The following is an 18634-nucleotide window of genomic DNA, read 5'->3' on the forward strand; positions in this document are numbered from 1 at the left end:
GGGGGGTGCGGGGACCCTGACGACGTGGTGGCGGCGCGGTGGCGGCCTCGGTGCCGCGACGGCGCGGCCGTCCTTTTGCGAAAACTTTAGACGATCGATCGGCGCAGCGGGAGGGCCTTGCATCGTTGAAAAACCGGGGGTTACCGGACCGTGACCCCGGTGGGGGGCCGTCCCGGGGTGAACGGCTTGACCCCGGTGGAGCCCCTGCCTATGGTTCCGGGCAGACGCCGCTGTCGAAAGATTTCGAGAGCGGTGAGCGACCAGGCCCCCCGGGCCTCCGGAGCGGCGCCCGCCGCATCCGTTCGAGAGCAGCCGCGAGGACGCGGCTCGGCGCATCGGAGATCGAAGTGGATCAGAAGCGAACCTCCCGCCGGTCCTTCCTGGCCCTGGCCATGGCGACCCCTCTGGCCGCCACCACGCTGGCGGCCTGCGGCGGGTCCGCGGGCCCCGGCCAGGCCGCCGACGGCGGGGCCACCATCTGGTTCCTCACCGGCCAGCCGAAGGAGGACGTCCGCAACCAGTCGGTGGACTCCTTCAACGAGACCTCCGAGTCCGGTGACCTGACCGTCGCCGCGTACCAGAACGACGCGTACAAGACCAAGATCCGCACCGCCATCGGCGCGGGCCAGGCCCCCACCCTGATCTTCAGCTGGGGCGGCGGCAGCGTGCGCGACTGGGCCGAGGCCGGCCAGATCGAGGACCTGACCAGCTTCGTCGACGAGAACCCGGAGATGCGCGAGCGCCTCTTCGAGGCCGCCTGGATCCCGGGCGAGGTCGACGGCAAGATCTACGCCGTGCCGCACGAGACCGTGCAGCCCGTCTTCCTGTACTACAACAAGAAGCTGTTCCAGCAGATCGGCGCCGAGCCGCCGGCGACCTGGGCCGACCTGATGGCGCTGGTGCCCAGGTTCCGCGCCGCGGGCATCGCCCCGATCTCCCTGGCCGGCCAGTCGCGCTGGACCACCATGATGTGGCTGGAGTTCCTCGTCCAGCGCGTGGCCGGCACCGAGGCATACCAGGCCATCAACGACAGCCAGCCCAACGCCTGGTCCAACCCGGACGTCCTCAAGGCGTTCAGCATGGCGCAGGACCTCGTGCGCGCCGGCGGCTTCGTGGACGGCTTCAACTCCGTCGTGGCCGACCAGAACGCCGACCAGGCGCTGCTGTACACCGACAAGGCCGCCATGCTGCTGCAGGGCTCCTGGTGCTTCGGGTCCATCAAGACCGACGGCGGCACCTTCGTCAGCGACGGCAACCTCGGCTACCAGTCCTTCCCCGTCGTCGACGGCGGCAAGGGCGACGGGCAGAGCACCGTCGGCAACCCGGCGCAGTACTACTCCATCTCCTCCAAGGCCTCGGACGAGCAGAAGCAGATCGCCCGCGACTACCTGCGCGACGGCGTGCTGACCGACGAGATCGCCACCGCCTTCATCAACGAGGCCGGCGAGGTCCCGATCGTCAACGGCATCGACGACCAGCTCGCCGCCGCCGAGGACGGCGACTTCCTCAGCTTCATCTACGACATCGCCAGCAACGCCCCGTTCTTCGGGATGTCCTGGGACCAGGCGCTCAGCCCCACCGCCGCGGAGGAGCTGCTCACCAACATCGAGCAGCTCTTCGGCAACCCGGACGGCTTCACGCCGCAGCAGTTCGCGGACAGCATGAACGCGGTCTCGCAGCAGTGAGCTCCGTCGCCGTCCACGCGGCGGGCGCCGCCGGGTCGGGCGGCCGTGGCACCAGCCACGGCCGCCTGGCCTGGCTGGTGCTGCCCGCCCTGCTGTTCTTCACCGTCTTCGGCATCGTCCCGCTGGTGGGCGTGTTCGCGCTCAGCTTCACCTCCTGGGACGGCATCGGGCCGGTCACCTTCTCCGGCCTCGACAGCTGGACGTCGGTCCTGAGCGACCCCGGCCTGCCGCACGCGCTGCTGGTGACGTTCCTCATCATGGCGCTGTCCTGGCTGGTCCAGACGCCGATCAGCCTGCTCATCGGCGTCTTCATCGCCGGCAACCAGCGCTACCGCGCGCTGCTGGCGGTGCTGTACTTCGTCCCGCTGCTGCTCAGCTCGGCCGCCATCGCCATCGTCTACAAGGCGCTGCTCGACCCGAACTTCGGCATCGGCGCCGGCCTGGGCCTGGACTTCCTGAACCAGAACTGGCTGGGGCGCCCGTGGCTGGCCCTGGGCGTCGTGGTGTTCGTCGTGTCCTGGCAGTTCGTGCCGTTCCACTCGCTGATCTACCAAGGCGGCGTGCGGCAGATCCCGGCCTCGATGTACGAGGCGGCCCAGCTCGACGGCGCGGGCCGGATCAAGCAGTTCTTCCACATCACCGTGCCGCAGCTGAAGTACACGATCATCACGTCCTCGACGCTGATGGTCGTCGGGTCGCTGACCTTCTTCGACCTCATCTTCGTCCTCACCCAGGGCGGGCCCGGCGACGCCACCCGCTCCCTCGCGCTGGACATGTACCTGCGCGGCTTCCGCGCCAGCCTCATGGGGCCGGCCAGCGCCATCGCCGTCATCCTCGTGGTCGTCGGTCTCGTGCTGGCCCTGCTCCTGCAGCGGCTGGGCGGCAAGGACGCGAACACCAGCCAGCTGGAAGGGGCCTGACCCGTGGCCACCACCGTCTCCACCTCCCGCAAGGCGTCGGCGGACGCCGCCGGCGGCGGGCGCTCGCGCCGCACCGGCGGCTCGCGCAACTACCTCGGCGGGCTGTTCGGCTGGATCTGGCTGGCGATCATCATCATCCCGATCTACTGGATCGTGGTGACCAGCTTCAAGGAGCAGTCGGAGTACTTCGGCTCCAACCCGCTGGCGCTGCCGAAGAACCCCACGCTCAGCGCGTACCAGCAGGTCATCGAGTCGAACATCCTGCGGTACTTCATCAACAGCGTGATCATCACCGTGGGCTCGGTGGTCCCGGCCGTGCTGATGTCGTTCATGGCGGCCTTCGCCATCGTGCGCGGGGGCGGCGGCCGCTTCCTGAAGGCGGTCAACGGGGTCTTCCTCATGGGCCTGGCGATCCCGCTGCAGGCGACGATCATCCCCGTCTACCTGATCATCATCCGCCTGGAGCTGTACGACACCCTCACGGCGCTGATCCTGCCCTCCATCGCCTTCGCGATCCCGCTGACGGTGCTGCTGCTGAGCAACTTCATCCGCGACGTGCCCAACGAGCTGTTCGAGTCCATGCGCCTGGACGGCTCCAGCGAGTGGGGCAGCATGTGGCGCCTGGCGTTCCCCCTGACGCGCCCGGCCATCGTCACGGTGTCGATCTACAACGCCCTGCAGGTGTGGAACGGCTTCCTGCTGCCCCTGGTCCTGACGCAGAGCCCGGAGCGGCGCGTCATGCCGCTGGCCCTGTGGGACTTCCAGGGCCAGTACACGATCAACATCCCCGCGGTCCTGGCCGCGGTGGTCCTGAGCACGCTGCCGATCCTGGTCCTCTACGTCGTCGGCCGCCGTCAGCTCATCGCCGGCCTCACCGCCGGCTTCAGCAAGTGACCCACCGCCCGTGACGCAGCACCCGTGACGCGCCGGCCCTGACGCGCCACCGCACCACCACCGCACCACCACCGGAAGGAAACCTCCTCGTGAGCCAGCGCCAGGCCCTCGTCGTACGCGGCGGCTGGGAAGGTCACCACCCCGTCGAGGCCACCGACGCGTTCATCCCGCACCTGGAGGCGAACGGGTTCACCGTCCGCGTCGAGGAGGGCTCGACGAAGGCGTACGCCGACGCCGAGCTCATGGCGGGCGTGGACCTGGTCGTGCAGTGCATGACGATGACGAGCATCGAGAAGGACGAGCTGGCCGGGCTGATGGCGGCCGTCGAGGCCGGCACCGGCCTCGCCGGCTGGCACGGCGGCATCGCCGACTCCTACCGGAACTCCTCGGACTACCTGCACCTGGTCGGCGGGCAGTTCGCCTGCCACCCGGGCAAGCACCCCGACGAGCTCAAGGGCGACGAGACCGACAACTTCGTCCCCTACCGCGTCGAGATGACGCCGGCCGCGGCCGAGCACCCGATCACCGCCGGCCTGGGCGACTTCGACCTGGTCACCGAGCAGTACTGGGTCCTCACCGACGAGTACTGCGACGTCCTGGCCACGACCACGCAGGCCGTGCGCGAGTGGGACCCGTGGCACCGCCCGGTGACCTCGCCGGCGGTCTGGACCCGCCAGTGGGGGAAGGGCCGCGTGTTCGTGGCCACCCCCGGGCACGACATGTCCGTCCTGCGGGACCCCAACGTCAAGACGATCGTCGAGAGGGGTCTGCTGTGGGCAGCCCGGTGAACCAGCCGCTGCGCGTGGGTGTCGTGGGCGCCGGCGTGATCAGCAAGCAGTACTCCGCCAGCCTGGTCCGCCTGCCCCAGCTGCGCATCACCGCCGTCTCGGACCTGGACACCGAGCGCGCCGGGGCGCTGGCCGCCGAGCACGCCGGCGCGCGGGTGCTGCCGCTGGAGCAGTTGCTGGCCGCCGACGACGTGGACGTCGTCCTGAACCTGACCCTGCCCTCCACGCACGCCGACATCGCGCTGCAGGCGCTGGCCGCGGGCAAGCACGTCTACGGCGAGAAGCCGCTGGCGATGCACGTGGAGCAGGGCCGGCAGGTCGTCAAGGCCGCCGCCGCCGCCGGGCTGCGGGTGGGCTGCGCGCCGGACACGGTGCTGGGCACCGGGGTGCAGTCCGCCCGCGCGGTGCTCGACGCCGGGCAGATCGGCGTGCCGCACTCGGCCACGGCGTTCATGACCACCCCCGGGCACGAGCGCTGGCACCCCCAGCCGGACTTCTACTACCAGCCCGGCGGCGGGCCCCTGCTGGACATGGGCCCGTACTACGTCACCTCCCTGGTGCACCTGCTGGGCCCGGTGCAGCGGGTGGTGGGCGTCTCCTGGCGCCCGCAGCAGCAGCGCACCATCGGCTCGGGCCCGCGCGCGGGGCAGTCCTTCGACGTGGCGATCGACTCCTCGGTGGCCGGGGTGCTGGTGCACGCCAGCGGGGCGGTGTCCACGTTGGTGATGAGCTTCGACACCTGGGCCGCGCGCCTGCCGCGCATCGAGGTGCACGGCACGGGCGGTTCGCTCTCGGTGCCGGACCCGAACCACTTCGACGGCAGCGTGCAGGTGTACTCCGCCGCCAGTGCCCCGGCGCCGGGCCCGGACGCGGACGAGGCGGGCAACTGGCGCGACGTCGGCGTGCGCGCGGGGTACGTCGGCGCCGGGCGCGGGTACGGGCTGGCGGACCTGGCGATCGCGCTGGGCGAGGGGCGTGCGCACCGGGCGAGCGATGAGGTCGCGCTGCACGTGCTGGACGTGATGGAGTCGGTGCAGCGGGCGGCGGACACGCGCTCCACGGTGGAGCTGAGCACGACGTGCCAGCGGCCGGAGGCGGTCGGCGAGCCGGTGGACCTCACCGCCTGACCGCCTGACCCCCGGCGCACGAGGACCCGCCCACCCGGAACCCCGCTCACCCGAGCGGACGACCGGGTGGGCGGGTCCTCGTGCTGCCGGGCTCCGTCAGCCCCGCGGGCGGGCCGGCGCTGCCGGCCTGCGGGCCAGCAGGTCCGTCACCACGTGCCCGCGCGCCAGGCCCCGCGCCTCGAAGCGGGTCACCGGGCGCCAGGCCGGCCGCTCCCGCGAGGCCTGCAGCTCCAGCCCCGGCTCGGCCGCCAGCACCTCGGCCACCCGCTGCGCGTACGGCTCCCAGTCGGTGGCCACGTGCAGCAGCCCGCCGGGCGCCAGCCGGTCGGCCACCAGCGCCGCGAACCCCGCGTCGACCAGGCGCCGCTTGTGGTGGCGCGCCTTGGGCCACGGGTCGGGGAAGTACACCCGCACCCCCGCCAGGGCGCCCGGGGCGATGCGCTGCTGCAGCAGCAGGCGCCCGTCGCCCTCCAGCACCCGCACGTTGCCCGGGCCCCCCTCCCGCAGGCCCAGCACCAGCGCGGCGACCCCGGGGGTGTGGACGTCGACGGCGAGCACGCCGGTGCCCGGGTCGGCCCGCGCCATCTCCAGGGTGGTGGCGCCCGTCCCGAACCCGATCTCCAGCACGACCGGGACGCCGGCGCCGAACAGCGCGGGCAGGTCCAGCGGGCCCTCCCCGTCCGGCACGGCCAGGGCCTGCGGGCGGGTGCGCAGCGCCTCCCGGCGGGCGCTGCCCATCCGGCCGCGGCGCAGCTTGTAGGAGCGCACCGAGCGCTCCTCGGCCCCCTCGGCCCCCTCGGCGCCGGTGGTCCCGGCGGGTGCGGCGGCGGCGTCGGCGGAGGGGGCGGTCACCGCACCATCATCCGGCACCGCCGGGGCCGGGCCGGATGATGGTGCGGTGACCTCACGCGGCGGCCCCGGCGGACGTCAGCGGGGTGTGGAGGCACGCACCGGGGAGCCGCTGGAGCCGTTCGAGGCCGTCGTCGAGCGGCACGGCCCGCTCGTGCTGCGCGTGTGCCGCGCCGTCGTCGGCCCCGACGCCGCCGACGACGCCTGGTCCGAGACGTTCCTGGCGGCGCTGCGCGCCTACCCGTCCCTGCCGCCGGGCAGCGACGTGCGCGCGTGGCTGGTGACGATCGCGCACCGCAAGGCGGTCGACGCCCACCGCGCCGCCCGCCGCCGCCCGGTGCCCACCGCCGAGCTGCCCGAGACCGCCGTCGCCGCGCCCGAGGGCGACCCCGTGCGCGACGCGCGGCTGCGGGCGGCGGTGGCGGCGCTGCCGCCCAAGCAGCGCCGGTGCGTGGCGTACCACCACCTCGCCGGCCTGCCGCACGCGCAGGTCGCCGCCCTCGTGGGCGGCACCCCCGAGGCGGCGCGGCGGGCCGCCGCCGACGGCGTCGCCGCCCTGCGCCGCACCTGGACCCCGCCGGAGGAGCCGTCGTGACCGAGCACCCGCACCAGCACCCGCACCAGCACCCGCACCCGCGTGAGCGCCCGGAGGGGGTCGAGGACCTGCTCGGGGCGCGCGGCGGCCCCGGCGAGGACGCGCACCTGCGCGCCCTGCGCGAGCGCCTGGCCGGCGCCGCCGCGCGCGAGGACCTGCTCGACGTGGCGTACCGGACGGTGGACTCCCCGGTGGGGCCGCTGCTGCTGGCGGCCACCCCGCGCGGCGTCGCCCGGGTCGCCTTCGCCCGCGAGGACCACGACGCGGTCCTGGCGCAGCTCGCGGCCCGGCTCGGCCCGCGCGTGCTGCGCGCGCCCGCCCCCCTGGAGGCCGCCGCCCGCCAGCTCGAGGAGTACTTCGCCGGGCGCCGGCGGGCCTTCGACGTGCCGCTGGACCCGTCCCTGGCCGGCGGGTTCCGCCGCGAGGTCCTCACCGCGCTGCGCGAGCTGCCCTACGGCACCACCGCCACCTACGCCCGCGTGGCCGAGGCCGTCGGCAGCCCCCGCGCGGTGCGGGCCGTGGGCACCGCGTGCGCGCGCAACCCGCTGCCGCTGCTCGTGCCGTGCCACCGCGTCGTGCGCGCCGACGGCAGCGCCGGCGGCTACCTCGGCGGCCCCGAGGCCAAGCGGCTGCTGCTGCGGCTGGAGGGCGCGCCCGCCCACGGGTCGACGGCGACCGGTGCGCGCGGCAGGGTGTGCCCGTGAGCGAGAGCAGCCCCGAGGACTTCACGCCCGAGAGCCCCGTGACCCCCGAGGACGCGGAGGCCGTGGAGGACGCCGCCGAGCGCGAGCGCCTCGCCCGCGCCGCCGAGCGGCCGGACCCCGTGGACGCCGACGAGCGCGAGGAGCCCGGTGTCCTCGACGACCCCGACGGCGGGGTCGGCCCCTGAGCGGACCCGGGGTCGCCGGTGACCCCGACGACCCCTACGCGGGGCTGCGCCGGGAGACGCCCACCGAGCGCATGGACCGCAACTGGGTCGAGCTGCTCCAGGAGCTGCGGGTGGTGCAGACCGGCGTGCAGCTGCTCGCCGGCTTCCTCATGACGCTGCCGTTCCAGTCGCGCTTCGAGGAGCTGGACGCCTACCAGCGCGGCGTGTACGTCGTGGTGCTGCTGCTGGCCGTCACCGCGATCGTGCTGTTCGTGGCCCCGGTGGGGTACCACCGGGCGCTGTTCCGCCGCCGCTCCAAGGCGCGCCTGGTCGACGTGGGCACGCGCTACGCCAAGGCGGGCCTGGCCACCGTCGGGCTCGTCGTCACCGGCGGCGTGCTGCTCGTCGTGGACGTCGTCGGCGGCCGGGCCGCCGGGCTGGCCGCGGCCGGTCTCGTCGGCGTCCTCGTCGCCCTGTGCTGGTGGCTGCTACCGCTGCTCGCCGTGCGGGCCGTGGAGGCCGGGCGCACCGGGTGAGGCCGGCGGGCGCAGCACCAGCGCGAAGCCGTCCCCCAGCTCCACCCGGTGCGCCCGCACGCCGTACACCGCGCGCACCGCGCCGGGGGTGAGCACCTCCCCGGGCGCGCCGGCGGCCACGACCCGGCCCCGCTGCAGCAGCACCACCTCGTCGCAGTGCGCCGCCGCCAGGTCCAGGTCGTGCAGGACCACCACGACGGTGCGGCCCAGGCCGCGCAGCAGGGCGAGCACCTCGTGCTGGTAGCGCACGTCCAGGTGGTTGGTCGGCTCGTCCAGCAGCAGGTTCGGCGCCCGCTGCGCCAGCGCGCGGGCGATGAGCACCCGTTGGCGCTCCCCGCCCGACAGCGCCGCGAACGGCCGGCCCGCCAGGTCCAGGGCGCCCACCCGCTCCAGCGCCGCCGCGGCGGCGTCCTCGTCGGCGGCGCTGGTGCGCGCGAACGCCGGGCGGTGCGGGGTGCGGCCCAGCAGCACCACCTCCGCGACGGTGAGCGCCGGGGCGCCCCCGCCCTCCTGGGCCACCACCGCCACCCGCCGGGCGACCTCGCGGGTGGACAGCGCGCCCACGTCGTCGCCGTCGACCTCCACCCGACCCGCGGACGGGCGCAGCGAGGCGTGCAGGGTGCGCAGCAGCGTCGTCTTGCCGCTGCCGTTGGGGCCCACCAGCCCCACGACCCGGCCGTCGGCGGCGTCGAGGTCCACGCCGTGCAGCACCGGCCGGTCGCGGTGCGCGAACCGCACGCCGCGCGCGCGGATCACGGCGCCGTCCCGGTGGTGAACCGCTCGGCGATGCGCTCCAGGCCCTGCACCGCCAGCGGCGTGGCCGGCTCGGTGAAGTTGAACAGCTGCACCAGCACCTCGCCCTCGCGCACGGCCGTCAGGCCCCCGGCGCCGGGCAGGCCCGTCACGGCCTCGAGCACCGGTCCCGGCTCGCCGTCGCCGTGCAGCAGCACGAGCACGTCCGGGTCGCGCGCCAGCAGCTCCTCGCGGGTGACCTCGAAGACGCGGTCGGCCACGTCGGCGAACGCGTTGACCAGCCCCGCCGCCTCCAGCTGCGGCGCGGCGGTGCTGCCCGCGCCGTAGGCGTAGGTGACGCCCCCGCCGACGGTGGGGTACAGCACCGCCGCGGTGCGCCGCGGCGCGCCGGCGGCCCGGGCCGCGGCCACCCGCTCGCGCACCGCCTCCACGCGCGCGCGCAGCCCGTCGGCGACCTCGCGGGCGCGCTCCTCGCGGTCGAAGACGCGCCCGTACAGCTCGACCTGCGCGTAGACCTCCTCGAACCCGGACGCCGGCTCGCCGGTGCGGCACAGCGCCGGCTCCTCCAGCAGCGGCACGCCGGAGGCGGCCAGCACCGCGCGGTCCAGGCCGTCGACCTCGCCGAGCACGAGGTCGGGGCGCTGGGCCAGCACCGTCTCGCGGGAGATGCGCAGGTGCCCGGCGGTGTCGGTGCGGTCGGTCAGCAGGGGCACCGCGTCCAGCTCCGCCCGCGCGGCCGCGTCGTAGTAGCCCGCCGGGTACTGCCCGGCGCGCGCCACCGCGCTGCCCAGCACGCCCAGGGCGTGCAGGGCGGGCACGGCGGCGCTCTTGAGCAGCACCACGCGCCCGGGCGGGGAGGCCACCTGCACGCGCTGGCCGCAGTTGACGACCTCCACGCGCCCGGCGCCCGGGGCCGCGTCCCGCTCGCCCCCCTCACCGCCGGCGCCGCACCCGGCGGTCAGCAGCGCGCAGGCGGCCAGGGCGCCGGCGCGGGTGCGCAGGGCGGTGCGGTGGTGGCGGTCGCTGCGGGGCACGGGTCTCCTCGGAGGGGTCGCGGGGTCGTCGCGGGGTCGTCGCGGGGTTCACGCGGCGGTGCGGGTGGTGCGCACCAGCCACAGCAGGAAGGGGCAGCCGACCAGCGCGGTGACGATGCCCACGGGCAGCTCCTGCGGCGCCAGCGCGGTGCGCGCCAGCAGGTCCGCGGCCACCAGGAACGCCGCGCCCAGGGCGGCCGCGGCGGGCACGCACCAGCGGTGCGCGCCGCCGACCAGGCGCCGCGCCACGTGCGGCACGACCAGGCCGACGAAGCCGATGGCCCCGCAGGCGGCCACCAGCACCCCCACGCACAGCGCCACCACGGCCAGCAGCGCCGTGCGGAACGCCGCCGGGGACACCCCCAGCGCGCGGGAGGTCTCGTCGCCCAGCGCCAGGGCGTCCAGCCGCGGCCCCCACGCCGTCAGCAGCACCGCGGTGGCGGCCACGACGACGAGCACCACCGCCAGCGGCGCGCCCCACGCCGCCAGCCCGAGCGAGCCCAGCAGCCAGAACACCACCGAGCGCGCGCCCTCGGCGGAGCCGGAGGCGAAGACTAGGAAGCTGGTGGCCGCGTGCAGGGCGTGGCCGACGGCGACGCCGGACAGCAGCAGCCGCGCGGAGGTGAGCGGGCCGGCGGAGCGGGCGACGGCGTGGACGAGCACGGCGGCGGCCAGCGCGCCGGCGAAGGCGCTGCCGGGCAGGGCGTGCGCGCCCCACCCGGCGCCGGCGCCGAAGAGGAGGGCGGCCGCGGCGCCCGTGGAGGCCCCCGAGGTCACGCCGAGGAGCTGGGGGTCGGCCAGCGGGTTGCGCACCATCGCCTGCATCGCCGTGCCGCACACCGCCAGGCCCGCGCCGGCGGCCAGGCCGAGCAGCACCCGCGGCAGGCGCACCTGCCACACCACCGCGTCGGCGACCGCGCCGGCGGCGGGGCCGGCGACGGCGGGGGCAGGCAGCCCGAGCAGGTGGTGCCCGGCGATGCGCAGCACGTCGCCGGGCGGCACGGCGGCCGCGCCCGCCGCGGCGCCCAGCACGGCCGCCGCCGCGGCCAGCGCCACCAGCAGCACCAGCACCGCGGCGCGGCGGCGGGCCCGCGCGCGCCGGCCCAGCGGGTCGGCCGGGCGCGCGGCGCGGCCGGGGGCGGCGGGCCCGGGCGGGCCGGGCGGACCGGGCGGACCGGGACGGGGCGGGGCGCCGGCTGACGGCACGGGACCTCCTGCGGGCGCGGGGACGGGAGCGGGCGGGCCGCACCGACCGCTTGTTGCAACCTACTCGCAACAGCGCCGGTGGCGCCGCCGCGCCCGCCCCCGGGGCGTTTTGACGCCCCCCGCGCGGCCCTCGTACGATTCGCGGCGGCATCGAGCGTCAGCGACAAGCCCTGGCTAGCTGACCGGCAACCCTCGTCCGCGGTGGGGTGCTCCAGGTGAAAGCCCGGCGGGACGGAGCGTCCCGCAAGCGTGTGGCCGTGCGGCACCCCCGGTGCCCGCGGCCTTCCCGAGCAGGAGGCAAGCCGTCGTGAGCCCGCGCGCCGCGTCCCCGTCGTGTCCCCGGGGCGGCACCGCCACCGTCGCCGGCTGACCGCCCCCCACCCCGCGCGCGCCCCCGCGGCGCCGCCCCCTCGACCCCCGCCGCGGACCCCCGGTCCGCCGGCGCACCCACCGAGCACGACCCACGAGGAGCCCGCGTTGTCCAGCACCACGCCGCCCGCCCTGCCCGAGAAGCCCGGGCGCAGCAAGCTGCCGATCGTCATCGGCCTCGCGATCGTCGCGATCGTGGCGATCGTCGTCACCCTCGTCGTGCGGGGCACCGGCGACGACACCGCCACCACCGCCGCCGGCGGTGGCGAGGTGCGGACCGTGCGCATCGGCGTCACCGACCAGGCCGAGCCGTACTGGAAGACCTACGTCGACAAGGCGCGCTCCGAGCTGGGCGTCGAGGTGCAGCTGGTCAACTTCTCCGACTACAGCCTGCCGAACCCGGCGCTGAAGCAGGGCGAGGTCGACCTGAACCAGTTCCAGCACGTGCAGTACCTGGCGAACTACAACGTCGAGGCCGGCGACGACCTGCAGCCCATCGGCGCCACCGCCGTCTACCCGCTGCCGCTGTACTCCACCACCGTGGACGAGCCGGGGCAGTTCGCCCCGGGCGCCACGATCGCCATCCCCAACGACGCCATCAACGAGGCCCGCGCGCTGCTGGTGCTGCAGGCCGCCGGCCTGCTCACCCTGGAGGGCGGCGGCAACGCGTTCTCCACCACCGACGACGTGCAGGACGCCAAGGTCGAGGTCACCGCGCTGGACGCCTCGCAGACCGCCAACGCCCTGCAGAGCGGTTCGGCCGCCGGCGCCGTGGTGAACAACAACTACGCCACCAGCGCCGGCCTGTCGCCCGACGACATCGTGTTCCAGGACGACCCCAGCAGCTCCTCCGCGGCGCCCTACGTGAACCTCTTCGTCTCGCGCGCGGAGGACACCGGCGACCAGACGTACCTGGACCTGGCCGCCCTCATCCACGACCCCGCGGTGCAGGCGGAGTTCGTCAAGAGCTACCCGCAGGCCGTGGTGCGCGACACCGACGCCGCCACCCTGCAGCAGGAGCTCACCGACGTCGAGCAGGACGCCCGGGCGGCGCAGGGCTGACGTGGCCGAACCCATCGTCCGCCTCACGGGCGTCAGCAAGCGGTACGAGCGCAGGGGCGGCAAGGCCGTCACCGCCGTCGACGACGTCAGCCTCGACGTGCACGAGGGCGAGGTCCTCGCCGTCATCGGCTACTCCGGGGCCGGCAAGTCGACGGTGGTGCGGCTGATGAACGCGCTGGAGGCGCCGACCTCCGGCACGGTCACCGTCGCCGGGCAGGACCTGACCCGGCTGCCGGAGAAGGAGCTGCGCCGGGCCCGGCAGAAGATCGGCATGATCTTCCAGCAGTTCAACCTGTTCCGCTCCCGAACGGTCGCCGGGAACGTCGCCTACCCCCTGAAGGTGGCCGGCGTGCCGAAGGCGCAGCGCGACGCGCGGGTGGCCGAGCTGCTGGACTTCGTCGGCCTGCTCGAGCGCGCCCACGCCCACCCCGAGCAGCTCTCCGGCGGGCAGAAGCAGCGCGTGGGCATCGCCCGCGCGCTGGCGACGAACCCGCCGCTGCTGCTGGCCGACGAGGCCACCAGCGCGCTGGACCCGGAGACCACCACCGAGGTCCTGTCGCTGCTGCGGCGGGTCAACCGCGAGCTCGGCGTCACGATCGTGGTCATCACCCACGAGATGGACGCGGTGCGGCAGATCGCCGACCGGGTCGCGGTCATGGAGGACGGACGCGTGGTGGAGGTCGGCGACGTCTACGACGTGTTCTCCGCGCCGCGCACGGCGCCGGCGCGGCGGTTCGTGCGCAGCGTCCTGCACGACCGGCCCGAGCCGGACGTGCTGGAGCGGCTGCGCCACCGCCACCCCGGCCGCCTGCTCACCGTGCAGGTCACCGACGAGCCGGACCTGCAGAAGCGCGTGGACCGGGCCTTCAGCGGCGCCGGGGTGCGCACCGAGCTCGTGCACGGCGGGGTCTCGGAGCTGCGCGAGCGGCGCCTGGGCTCGCTGACGTACGAGGCGACCGGGCCCGAGGGGGCCGTGGACGCCGCCCTGGCCGCGCTGCGCGCGGCGGGCGTCGCCGTCGAGGAGGAGGTCTGACGTGGAGGGCTTCCTCGACACGCTCGACGTCTACCGGGACGCGATCTGGCAGACGCTGTTCATGGCGCTGGTCTCGATGGTCGCCTCAGGCGTGCTCGGCCTGGCGCTGGGCATCGCCCTGTACGCCACCCGGCCGGGCAACCTGCTGGGCAACCGGCTGGTGTTCGGCGTCCTGGGCGTGCTGGTCAACGTCGTGCGGCCCATCCCGTTCGTCATCTTCCTCGCCGCCATCGGCCCCCTGCAGGTGGCCGTCATCGGCACGACGATCGGCACGAACGCGGTGACGTTCGCGATCTCGCTGGCCGCCGCGTTCGCGGTCTCGCGCATCGTCGAGCAGAGCCTGGTGAACGTGGACCCCGGCGTGGTGGAGGCCGCCCGCGCCGCCGGCGCCTCCCGGCTGCGGATCCTCTTCGGGGTCGTGCTGCCCGAGGGCCTGGGGCCGCTGGTGCTGGGCTACACGTTCATCTTCGTCGGCATCGTCGACATGACCGCCCAGGCGGGCCTGGTCGGCGGCGGCGGCCTGGGCCAGTACGCCATCACCTACGGCTCGCAGCGCTACGACTGGGGCGTCGTCTACGTCAGCGTCGCCACGATCATCGTGATCGTGCAGCTCGGGCAGTACGTGGGCAACCGCGTCGCCCGCAGCGTCCTGCGCCGCTGACGGCACCACCGCAGCGCCCCACCGCGGCGGCGCCGCAGCACCGCCGACGGGCGGGTCCCCACCGCGGGGGCCCGCCCGTCGGCGTGCCGGGCCCTGTCGGGCGCGCCCCGGCTGTGGGACGGTGACCGCGCCCCGCCCGCGCCACCACCAGGAGTCCCCGTGCTGTCCGAGCGCTCCCGTCCCGTCATCGAGGCGACCCTGCCGGTCGTCGCGCAGAACGTCGAGCAGATCGCCGACCGCTTCTACGCGCGCCTGTTCGCCGCGCACCCGGAGCTGCTCGACGGCACCTTCAACCGCGGCAACCAGGCGCAGGGCACCCAGCAGGTGGCGCTGGCCGGTTCCGTGGCCGTCTTCGCCACCACCCTGCTGCGCACCCCCGAGCAGCTCCCCGAGCAGCTGCTGGTGCGCACCGCGCACAAGCACGCCTCGCTGGGGGTGAGCCCCGCGCAGTACGACGTCGTGCACGAGCACCTGTTCGCCGCCATCGGCGAGGTGCTCGGCGAGGCGGTCACGCCGCGGGTCGCCGCCGCCTGGGACGAGGTGTACTGGCTGATGGCGCACGCGCTGATCCACACCGAGCGGGGCCTGTACAGCGCGCGCGGGGTGCGCCCGGACACCGTCTGGCGGCCCTGGCGGGTGGTCGCCAAGCGCGCCGAGACCGAGGACGTCACCACGTTCGTGGTGGAGCGCGCCGACGACCGGCTGGTGCAGGCCTCCCTGCCGGGGCAGTACGTCTCGGTGCGGGTGACGATGCCCGACGGGGTGCGCCAGCCGCGCCAGTACAGCCTCACCCGCGCCGACGACGGCAGGCACCGGCAGTTCTCCGTCAGGCGCGTGCACGGCGGCGGGCAGCCGGACGGGGAGGTCTCCACCCTGCTGTGCGAGCGCGTGCGGGTGGGCGACGAGCTGGAGCTGTCGGTGCCGTTCGGCGACGTGGTCCTGGACGACTCCGGGCGTCCGGTGGTCCTCGTCAGCGCCGGCACCGGCATCGCCCCGATGGCCGGGATGCTCTCGCACCTGGCCGCCGCCGGCTCGCACCTGCCGGTGACGCTGCTGCACGCCGACACCGCCGAGGCGTCCTTCGCGCTGCGCGAGCAGGTCCTCGCCGACCTGGCCGCCCTGCCCGGCTCCCGCGCGCACCTGTGGTTCGAGGACGGCGCCACCCCCTCCGCCCTGGCCGGCGCGCCCCGCGTGGCCGGGGTGCACGCCGGGCTGCTGGACCTCGACGCCCTGGGGGAGGACGGCCCGCCCGCCGGCGCCCTGCACTACCTGTGCGGGCCGGTGCCGTTCATGCGCGCGGTGCGCGGCGCCCTGCTGGAGCGCGGCGTGCCCGCGCGCGACGTGCGCTACGAGGTGTTCGGCCCGGACCTGTGGGCCGCGGACCTGGCCGGCGAGCCCGCCCCCGGCAGCGCCGCGCCCGTCGGCTGAGCCCCGGCGCCCCCCGTCCGACCGGCGGGGGAGGGGCGCGGCCGCCGCGCTCCGACCGCGGGGTGACGCGCCGGCGCCGCCGCGCTGGGACCGTGGTGCCGTGCCCGCCCCGACCGCGCCCGACCTCACCGCGCCCGCCGCCGCGCGCCCCGCCCGCCCCCTGCTGCTGGTGCTGTTGGCGCCGCTGGCGGGGCTGCTCGTGGGGGTGGCCACCTCGCTGGGGCAGACGGTCCTTGGCGGCACCGCCCTGGCGGGCCTGGCCAACGCCGTCAGCCCGTGGCTGGTGGCGCCGTTCCTGGCCGGCTCGCGCGCCCGCACCCGCGCCGGCGCCGCGCTGCTGGGGCTGCTCACCTGCACCGCGCAGGTCGCCGGCTACTACCTCACCGCCGCCGCGCGCGGCTTCGGCGTCGGCGCGTCGTCGACGGCCGTGTGGGCCGCCGCCGCCCTGCTCGCCGGGCCGGTGTTCGCCCTGGCGGGGCGCTCGTGGTGGAGCGCGCGCGGGCGCGAGCGCGGGCTGGGCGCGGCGCTGCTCGTGGCCGCGTGGGCGTGCGAGGCGCTGGTCTCCTACGCCCTGGTGCTGCGCTACGCCGACGACGCGGTGGTCTTCGGCGCCGTCGCGGCGCTGCTGGCGGTGCTGCTGGGCCGCCGCGGGCGTCAGCACCGCGCCCTGCTGGCCTGGCTGCCGCTGACCCTCGCGCTCGGCGCGGCGGGCGAGGGCGCGCTGCACGCGCTGCTGTGAGCCGGCGCACCCGCACCCGCCCGTGGCTGAGCGCGCCCGCCGTGCTCGTCCTGCCCGGCGGGGGCCTCCGGGAGCGCACCGAGCACGACGGCACCGGCTGCGCCCGCCGGCTGCACGGCCTGGGCCTGGCCGACGGCGTGCGGTGGGGCGCCCACGGCGGGCTCGCGCTGCCGCACACCGAGCGGTGGACCGCGGCGTGCCGGCGCCGGCTGGAGCTGATCGGCGTCCTGCCCGCGGGCGGGGGCGCCTGAGGCGCCGACCGCGCGCGGCGGCCCCCGGTGCTCCCCCGCGGGGGAGCGCCGGGGGCGACCCGCCCGGCGGCCCGTCAGTCGGTGGGCATCCGGGTGTGGTGCTGCTCGCCCAGGGGCTCGTCGGCGCTCGTGGCGCCGCTGTCGTCGACGCTGGCGACGCCGCTGGCGCTGGCGGGGTCGTAGACCATCCCGCCGCCGCCCTCGCCCTCGCCGCTGCCGCCGACCTTGGCGCGCACGGTGCCGGCCACCGAGCCGGCGGCGGCACCGACCTTCTCCTGCGCCTTCGCGCCGGCCTGCTTGGCCACGTCGGTGGCCTTGCCCTCCAGGTCGTTGACCGTGCTCTGCACCTTGGGGTTCCCCCACGCGCGGGCCGCCACCGAGCTGATCTGCTCGTAGCGCTCCCGGCCGGCGCGAGCGCCGAGGACGTAGCCGGCGGCTCCGGCCACCAGGAACAGGACCTTGCCCTTCATCGCGGACCTCCCGGGTTCTCGTGTCGGTGATCGGGGTGATCACCGACACTCTCCCAGCGGCGGCCGCATCCCGCGCGCCCAGGACGGCGCGGGGCGCGGCTCAGCGGACCCGGCGCAGCGCGGCCACCAGGCGCTCGACGTCCCCCGCGGTGGTGTCCAGGTGCCCGCTGACGCGCAGCGCCGGCGCGCGCATCTCCCCGGGGGCGCGCTCGACGCCGAGGCAGGTGGTCAGCACCCCCTCGTCCCCCAGCAGCCGGGCCCGCAGCGCCACCAGGTCCACCGCGCCGCCCGCCGGGCGCAGCGTCACCGTGGCGCTGGGCTCGTCGAGGTCCTCCACCACCTCCCAGGAGCCCGCCAGCCCGTCGGCCAGGCGCCGGCGCACCGCGGCGCCCACCGCGGCCAGCCCGGCGCGCACGCGGGCCGGGCCCAGCTCGCGGTGCTCGGCCAGGGCCGCGGCCAGCCCCACGCGGCCGGCGACGTGCGCCTCGGGCTGCTCCAGCGGCCCCAGCCGCCGCGCCAGCGGGCCGCGCGCGGCGACGAAGCCCACCCCGCGCGGGCCGGCCAGCCACTTGCGGGAGGTGCCGTAGACGACGACGTCGGCCTCCGGCGGCAGGGCGCCCATGTCGGTGTCCACGTGCCCCAGCGCCTGCGCGGCGTCCAGCACGACGGGCACGCCGGCGGCCGCGCACACCGCGGCCACCCGCGCGGCCGGCTGCACCGTGCCCACGTGGCTGCCCACCCACGTCACGTGCACCAGGTCCGGGCGCCGCCCGGCCAGCGCCCGCTCGAAGGCGGCCGGGTCCAGGCGGTGCGGGCCGGGCACGAGCACCGGGGCGACGCCGACGCGGTGCAGCAGCGCGGTGTTGGGGCCGTACTCGCCCGGCGCGTGCGCGGCGGTGGCCGGCGCACCGCCCGGCCAGCTCAGCAGCAGCTGGACCAGCGCGTCGCCGGCGCCGTGCACGAACGCCACCACGCCCTCCCCGGCCGGCCAGCCCAGCAGCGCGCGCACGTCGTCGCGGGCGCGCTCCAGGACGTCCGCGGCGCCGGCGGCGGCGACGTACCCGCCCACCTCGGCCTCGCGCAGGGCGTGCGCGGCGGTGGCCGCCAGCACCGCCCGGCTGCTGCGCCCGGCGGCGGCGGAGTCCAGGTGCACCAGCGCGCGCGGCGGGCGGGTGCCGCGCCACGCGGCGGCCAGGTGCGCGGGGGCGAGGTCGTCGTCGTGCGCGCCGGTGCCGTGCGCGGGGGTGCTGTCCACGGGGCGATCGTGGCACCCCCGACGTGCGGGCCCGGCCGGTTCGCGAGTGGATGGGGCGCGGTCGCCCGCCCGGGCGGCCGGTCAGGACGGATCAGCACCACCCCGAGGAGG

21 protein-coding genes and 1 riboswitch are annotated in these 18634 nt (G+C 76.3%); of the genes, 15 read left to right on the top strand and 6 right to left on the bottom strand.

Annotation, left to right across the window (positions count from 1 at the left end):
- Positions 1-347 precede the first annotated feature (347 nt).
- From ACRYR7_RS04000 to ACRYR7_RS04020, 5 genes are all read left to right on the top strand, one after another.
- The gene (locus tag ACRYR7_RS04000) at positions 348-1685 is read left to right on the top strand and encodes an ABC transporter substrate-binding protein (RefSeq protein ID WP_432570772.1); all 1338 of its coding nucleotides are present in this window, start codon (positions 348-350) and stop codon (positions 1683-1685) included.
- A 65-nt stretch (positions 1686-1750) separates the two neighbouring features.
- Positions 1751-2605 carry a carbohydrate ABC transporter permease gene (locus ACRYR7_RS04005; RefSeq protein ID WP_432570800.1) on the top strand — a complete coding sequence of 285 codons (855 nt, stop codon included), beginning with the start codon at positions 1751-1753 and terminating at the stop codon, positions 2603-2605.
- A gap of 3 nt (positions 2606-2608) precedes the next feature.
- Positions 2609-3499 carry a carbohydrate ABC transporter permease gene (locus ACRYR7_RS04010; RefSeq protein WP_432570773.1) on the top strand — a complete coding sequence of 297 codons (891 nt, stop codon included), beginning with the start codon at positions 2609-2611 and terminating at the stop codon, positions 3497-3499.
- 89 nt (positions 3500-3588) lie between these two features.
- Positions 3589-4287: a ThuA domain-containing protein gene (locus ACRYR7_RS04015; protein WP_432570774.1), complete on the top strand. Its 699-nt coding sequence runs from the start codon at positions 3589-3591 to the stop codon at positions 4285-4287.
- Positions 4272-5414, top strand: a complete 1143-nt coding sequence (locus ACRYR7_RS04020) for a Gfo/Idh/MocA family protein (RefSeq protein ID WP_432570775.1) — start codon at positions 4272-4274, stop codon at positions 5412-5414. Before ACRYR7_RS04015 ends, ACRYR7_RS04020 begins: the two co-directional genes overlap by 16 nt.
- Before the next feature lie 96 nt (positions 5415-5510).
- On the opposite strand, the gene trmB is transcribed toward ACRYR7_RS04020, so the two are convergent.
- Entirely contained in the window at positions 5511-6284 is a 774-nt protein-coding gene (gene trmB, locus ACRYR7_RS04025; protein WP_432570776.1) for a tRNA (guanosine(46)-N7)-methyltransferase TrmB, read from the bottom strand.
- Positions 6285-6351: 67 nt separating this feature from the next.
- On the opposite strand from trmB, the gene ACRYR7_RS04030 reads away from it, so the two are divergent.
- The 4 genes from ACRYR7_RS04030 to ACRYR7_RS04045 all read left to right on the top strand — a co-directional run bounded on the left by ACRYR7_RS04030 (position 6352) and on the right by ACRYR7_RS04045 (position 8262).
- Positions 6352-6858: an RNA polymerase sigma factor gene (locus ACRYR7_RS04030; protein WP_432570777.1), complete on the top strand. Its 507-nt coding sequence runs from the start codon at positions 6352-6354 to the stop codon at positions 6856-6858.
- Between the two features lie 68 nt (positions 6859-6926).
- Positions 6927-7562 carry a methylated-DNA--[protein]-cysteine S-methyltransferase gene (locus tag ACRYR7_RS04035; protein ID WP_432570801.1) on the top strand — a complete coding sequence of 212 codons (636 nt, stop codon included), beginning with the start codon at positions 6927-6929 and terminating at the stop codon, positions 7560-7562.
- Positions 7559-7747 carry a hypothetical protein gene (locus tag ACRYR7_RS04040; protein ID WP_432570778.1) on the top strand — a complete coding sequence of 63 codons (189 nt, stop codon included), beginning with the start codon at positions 7559-7561 and terminating at the stop codon, positions 7745-7747. Before ACRYR7_RS04035 ends, ACRYR7_RS04040 begins: the two co-directional genes overlap by 4 nt.
- A 71-nt stretch (positions 7748-7818) precedes the next feature.
- Entirely contained in the window at positions 7819-8262 is a 444-nt protein-coding gene (locus ACRYR7_RS04045; RefSeq protein ID WP_432570779.1) for a DUF6328 family protein, read from the top strand.
- On the opposite strand, the gene ACRYR7_RS04050 is transcribed toward ACRYR7_RS04045, so the two are convergent.
- Genes ACRYR7_RS04050 through ACRYR7_RS04060 form a run of 3 tightly spaced genes read right to left on the bottom strand, consistent with a single transcriptional unit; the run spans position 8215 to position 11156 of the window.
- Complete coding sequence (locus tag ACRYR7_RS04050; RefSeq protein ID WP_432570780.1) at positions 8215-9018, bottom strand: ABC transporter ATP-binding protein; 804 nt, start codon at positions 9016-9018, stop codon at positions 8215-8217. The genes ACRYR7_RS04045 and ACRYR7_RS04050 overlap by 48 nt on opposite strands.
- Positions 9015-10049, bottom strand: coding sequence for an ABC transporter substrate-binding protein (locus tag ACRYR7_RS04055; RefSeq protein WP_432570781.1), 1035 nt, complete (start codon positions 10047-10049; stop codon positions 9015-9017). Before ACRYR7_RS04055 ends, ACRYR7_RS04050 begins: the two co-directional genes overlap by 4 nt.
- Positions 10050-10097: 48 nt before the next feature.
- Positions 10098-11156: a FecCD family ABC transporter permease gene (locus ACRYR7_RS04060; RefSeq protein WP_432570802.1), complete on the bottom strand. Its 1059-nt coding sequence runs from the start codon at positions 11154-11156 to the stop codon at positions 10098-10100.
- Between the two features lie 245 nt (positions 11157-11401).
- Positions 11402-11511, top strand: a riboswitch (SAM riboswitch).
- A 221-nt stretch (positions 11512-11732) separates the two neighbouring features.
- Between ACRYR7_RS04060 and ACRYR7_RS04065 the strand changes: the two genes are divergently transcribed.
- The 6 genes from ACRYR7_RS04065 (at position 11733) to ACRYR7_RS04090 (ending at position 16798) form a co-directional block, all read left to right on the top strand.
- Complete coding sequence (locus ACRYR7_RS04065; RefSeq protein ID WP_432570782.1) at positions 11733-12686, top strand: MetQ/NlpA family ABC transporter substrate-binding protein; 954 nt, start codon at positions 11733-11735, stop codon at positions 12684-12686.
- Between the two features lies 1 nt (position 12687).
- A complete protein-coding gene (locus tag ACRYR7_RS04070) occupies positions 12688-13719 on the top strand; it encodes a methionine ABC transporter ATP-binding protein (RefSeq protein ID WP_432570783.1) in 1032 nt (343 codons plus the stop codon).
- A 61-nt stretch (positions 13720-13780) separates the two neighbouring features.
- A complete protein-coding gene (locus ACRYR7_RS04075; protein ID WP_432570803.1) occupies positions 13781-14380 on the top strand; it encodes a methionine ABC transporter permease in 600 nt (199 codons plus the stop codon).
- A 159-nt stretch (positions 14381-14539) separates the two neighbouring features.
- The gene (locus tag ACRYR7_RS04080) at positions 14540-15808 is read left to right on the top strand and encodes a globin domain-containing protein (protein WP_432570784.1); all 1269 of its coding nucleotides are present in this window, start codon (positions 14540-14542) and stop codon (positions 15806-15808) included.
- A 100-nt stretch (positions 15809-15908) separates the two neighbouring features.
- Entirely contained in the window at positions 15909-16547 is a 639-nt protein-coding gene (locus tag ACRYR7_RS04085; RefSeq protein ID WP_432570785.1) for a DUF6518 family protein, read from the top strand.
- Positions 16544-16798: a hypothetical protein gene (locus tag ACRYR7_RS04090; RefSeq protein ID WP_432570786.1), complete on the top strand. Its 255-nt coding sequence runs from the start codon at positions 16544-16546 to the stop codon at positions 16796-16798. The genes ACRYR7_RS04085 and ACRYR7_RS04090 overlap by 4 nt, the downstream gene beginning before the upstream one ends.
- A gap of 74 nt (positions 16799-16872) precedes the next feature.
- On the opposite strand, the gene ACRYR7_RS04095 is transcribed toward ACRYR7_RS04090, so the two are convergent.
- Together ACRYR7_RS04095 and ACRYR7_RS04100 are read right to left on the bottom strand one after the other, a co-directional pair.
- Complete coding sequence (locus tag ACRYR7_RS04095) at positions 16873-17268, bottom strand: YtxH domain-containing protein (protein WP_432570787.1); 396 nt, start codon at positions 17266-17268, stop codon at positions 16873-16875.
- Positions 17269-17368: 100 nt separating this feature from the next.
- Positions 17369-18523: an aminotransferase class V-fold PLP-dependent enzyme gene (locus ACRYR7_RS04100; protein WP_432570788.1), complete on the bottom strand. Its 1155-nt coding sequence runs from the start codon at positions 18521-18523 to the stop codon at positions 17369-17371.
- Between the last annotated feature and the right edge of the window lie 111 nt (positions 18524-18634).

Origin of the sequence: Kineococcus gurbantunggutensis (assembly GCF_050871925.1) — a bacterium.
Classification (GTDB): Bacteria; Actinomycetota; Actinomycetes; order Actinomycetales; family Kineococcaceae; genus Kineococcus.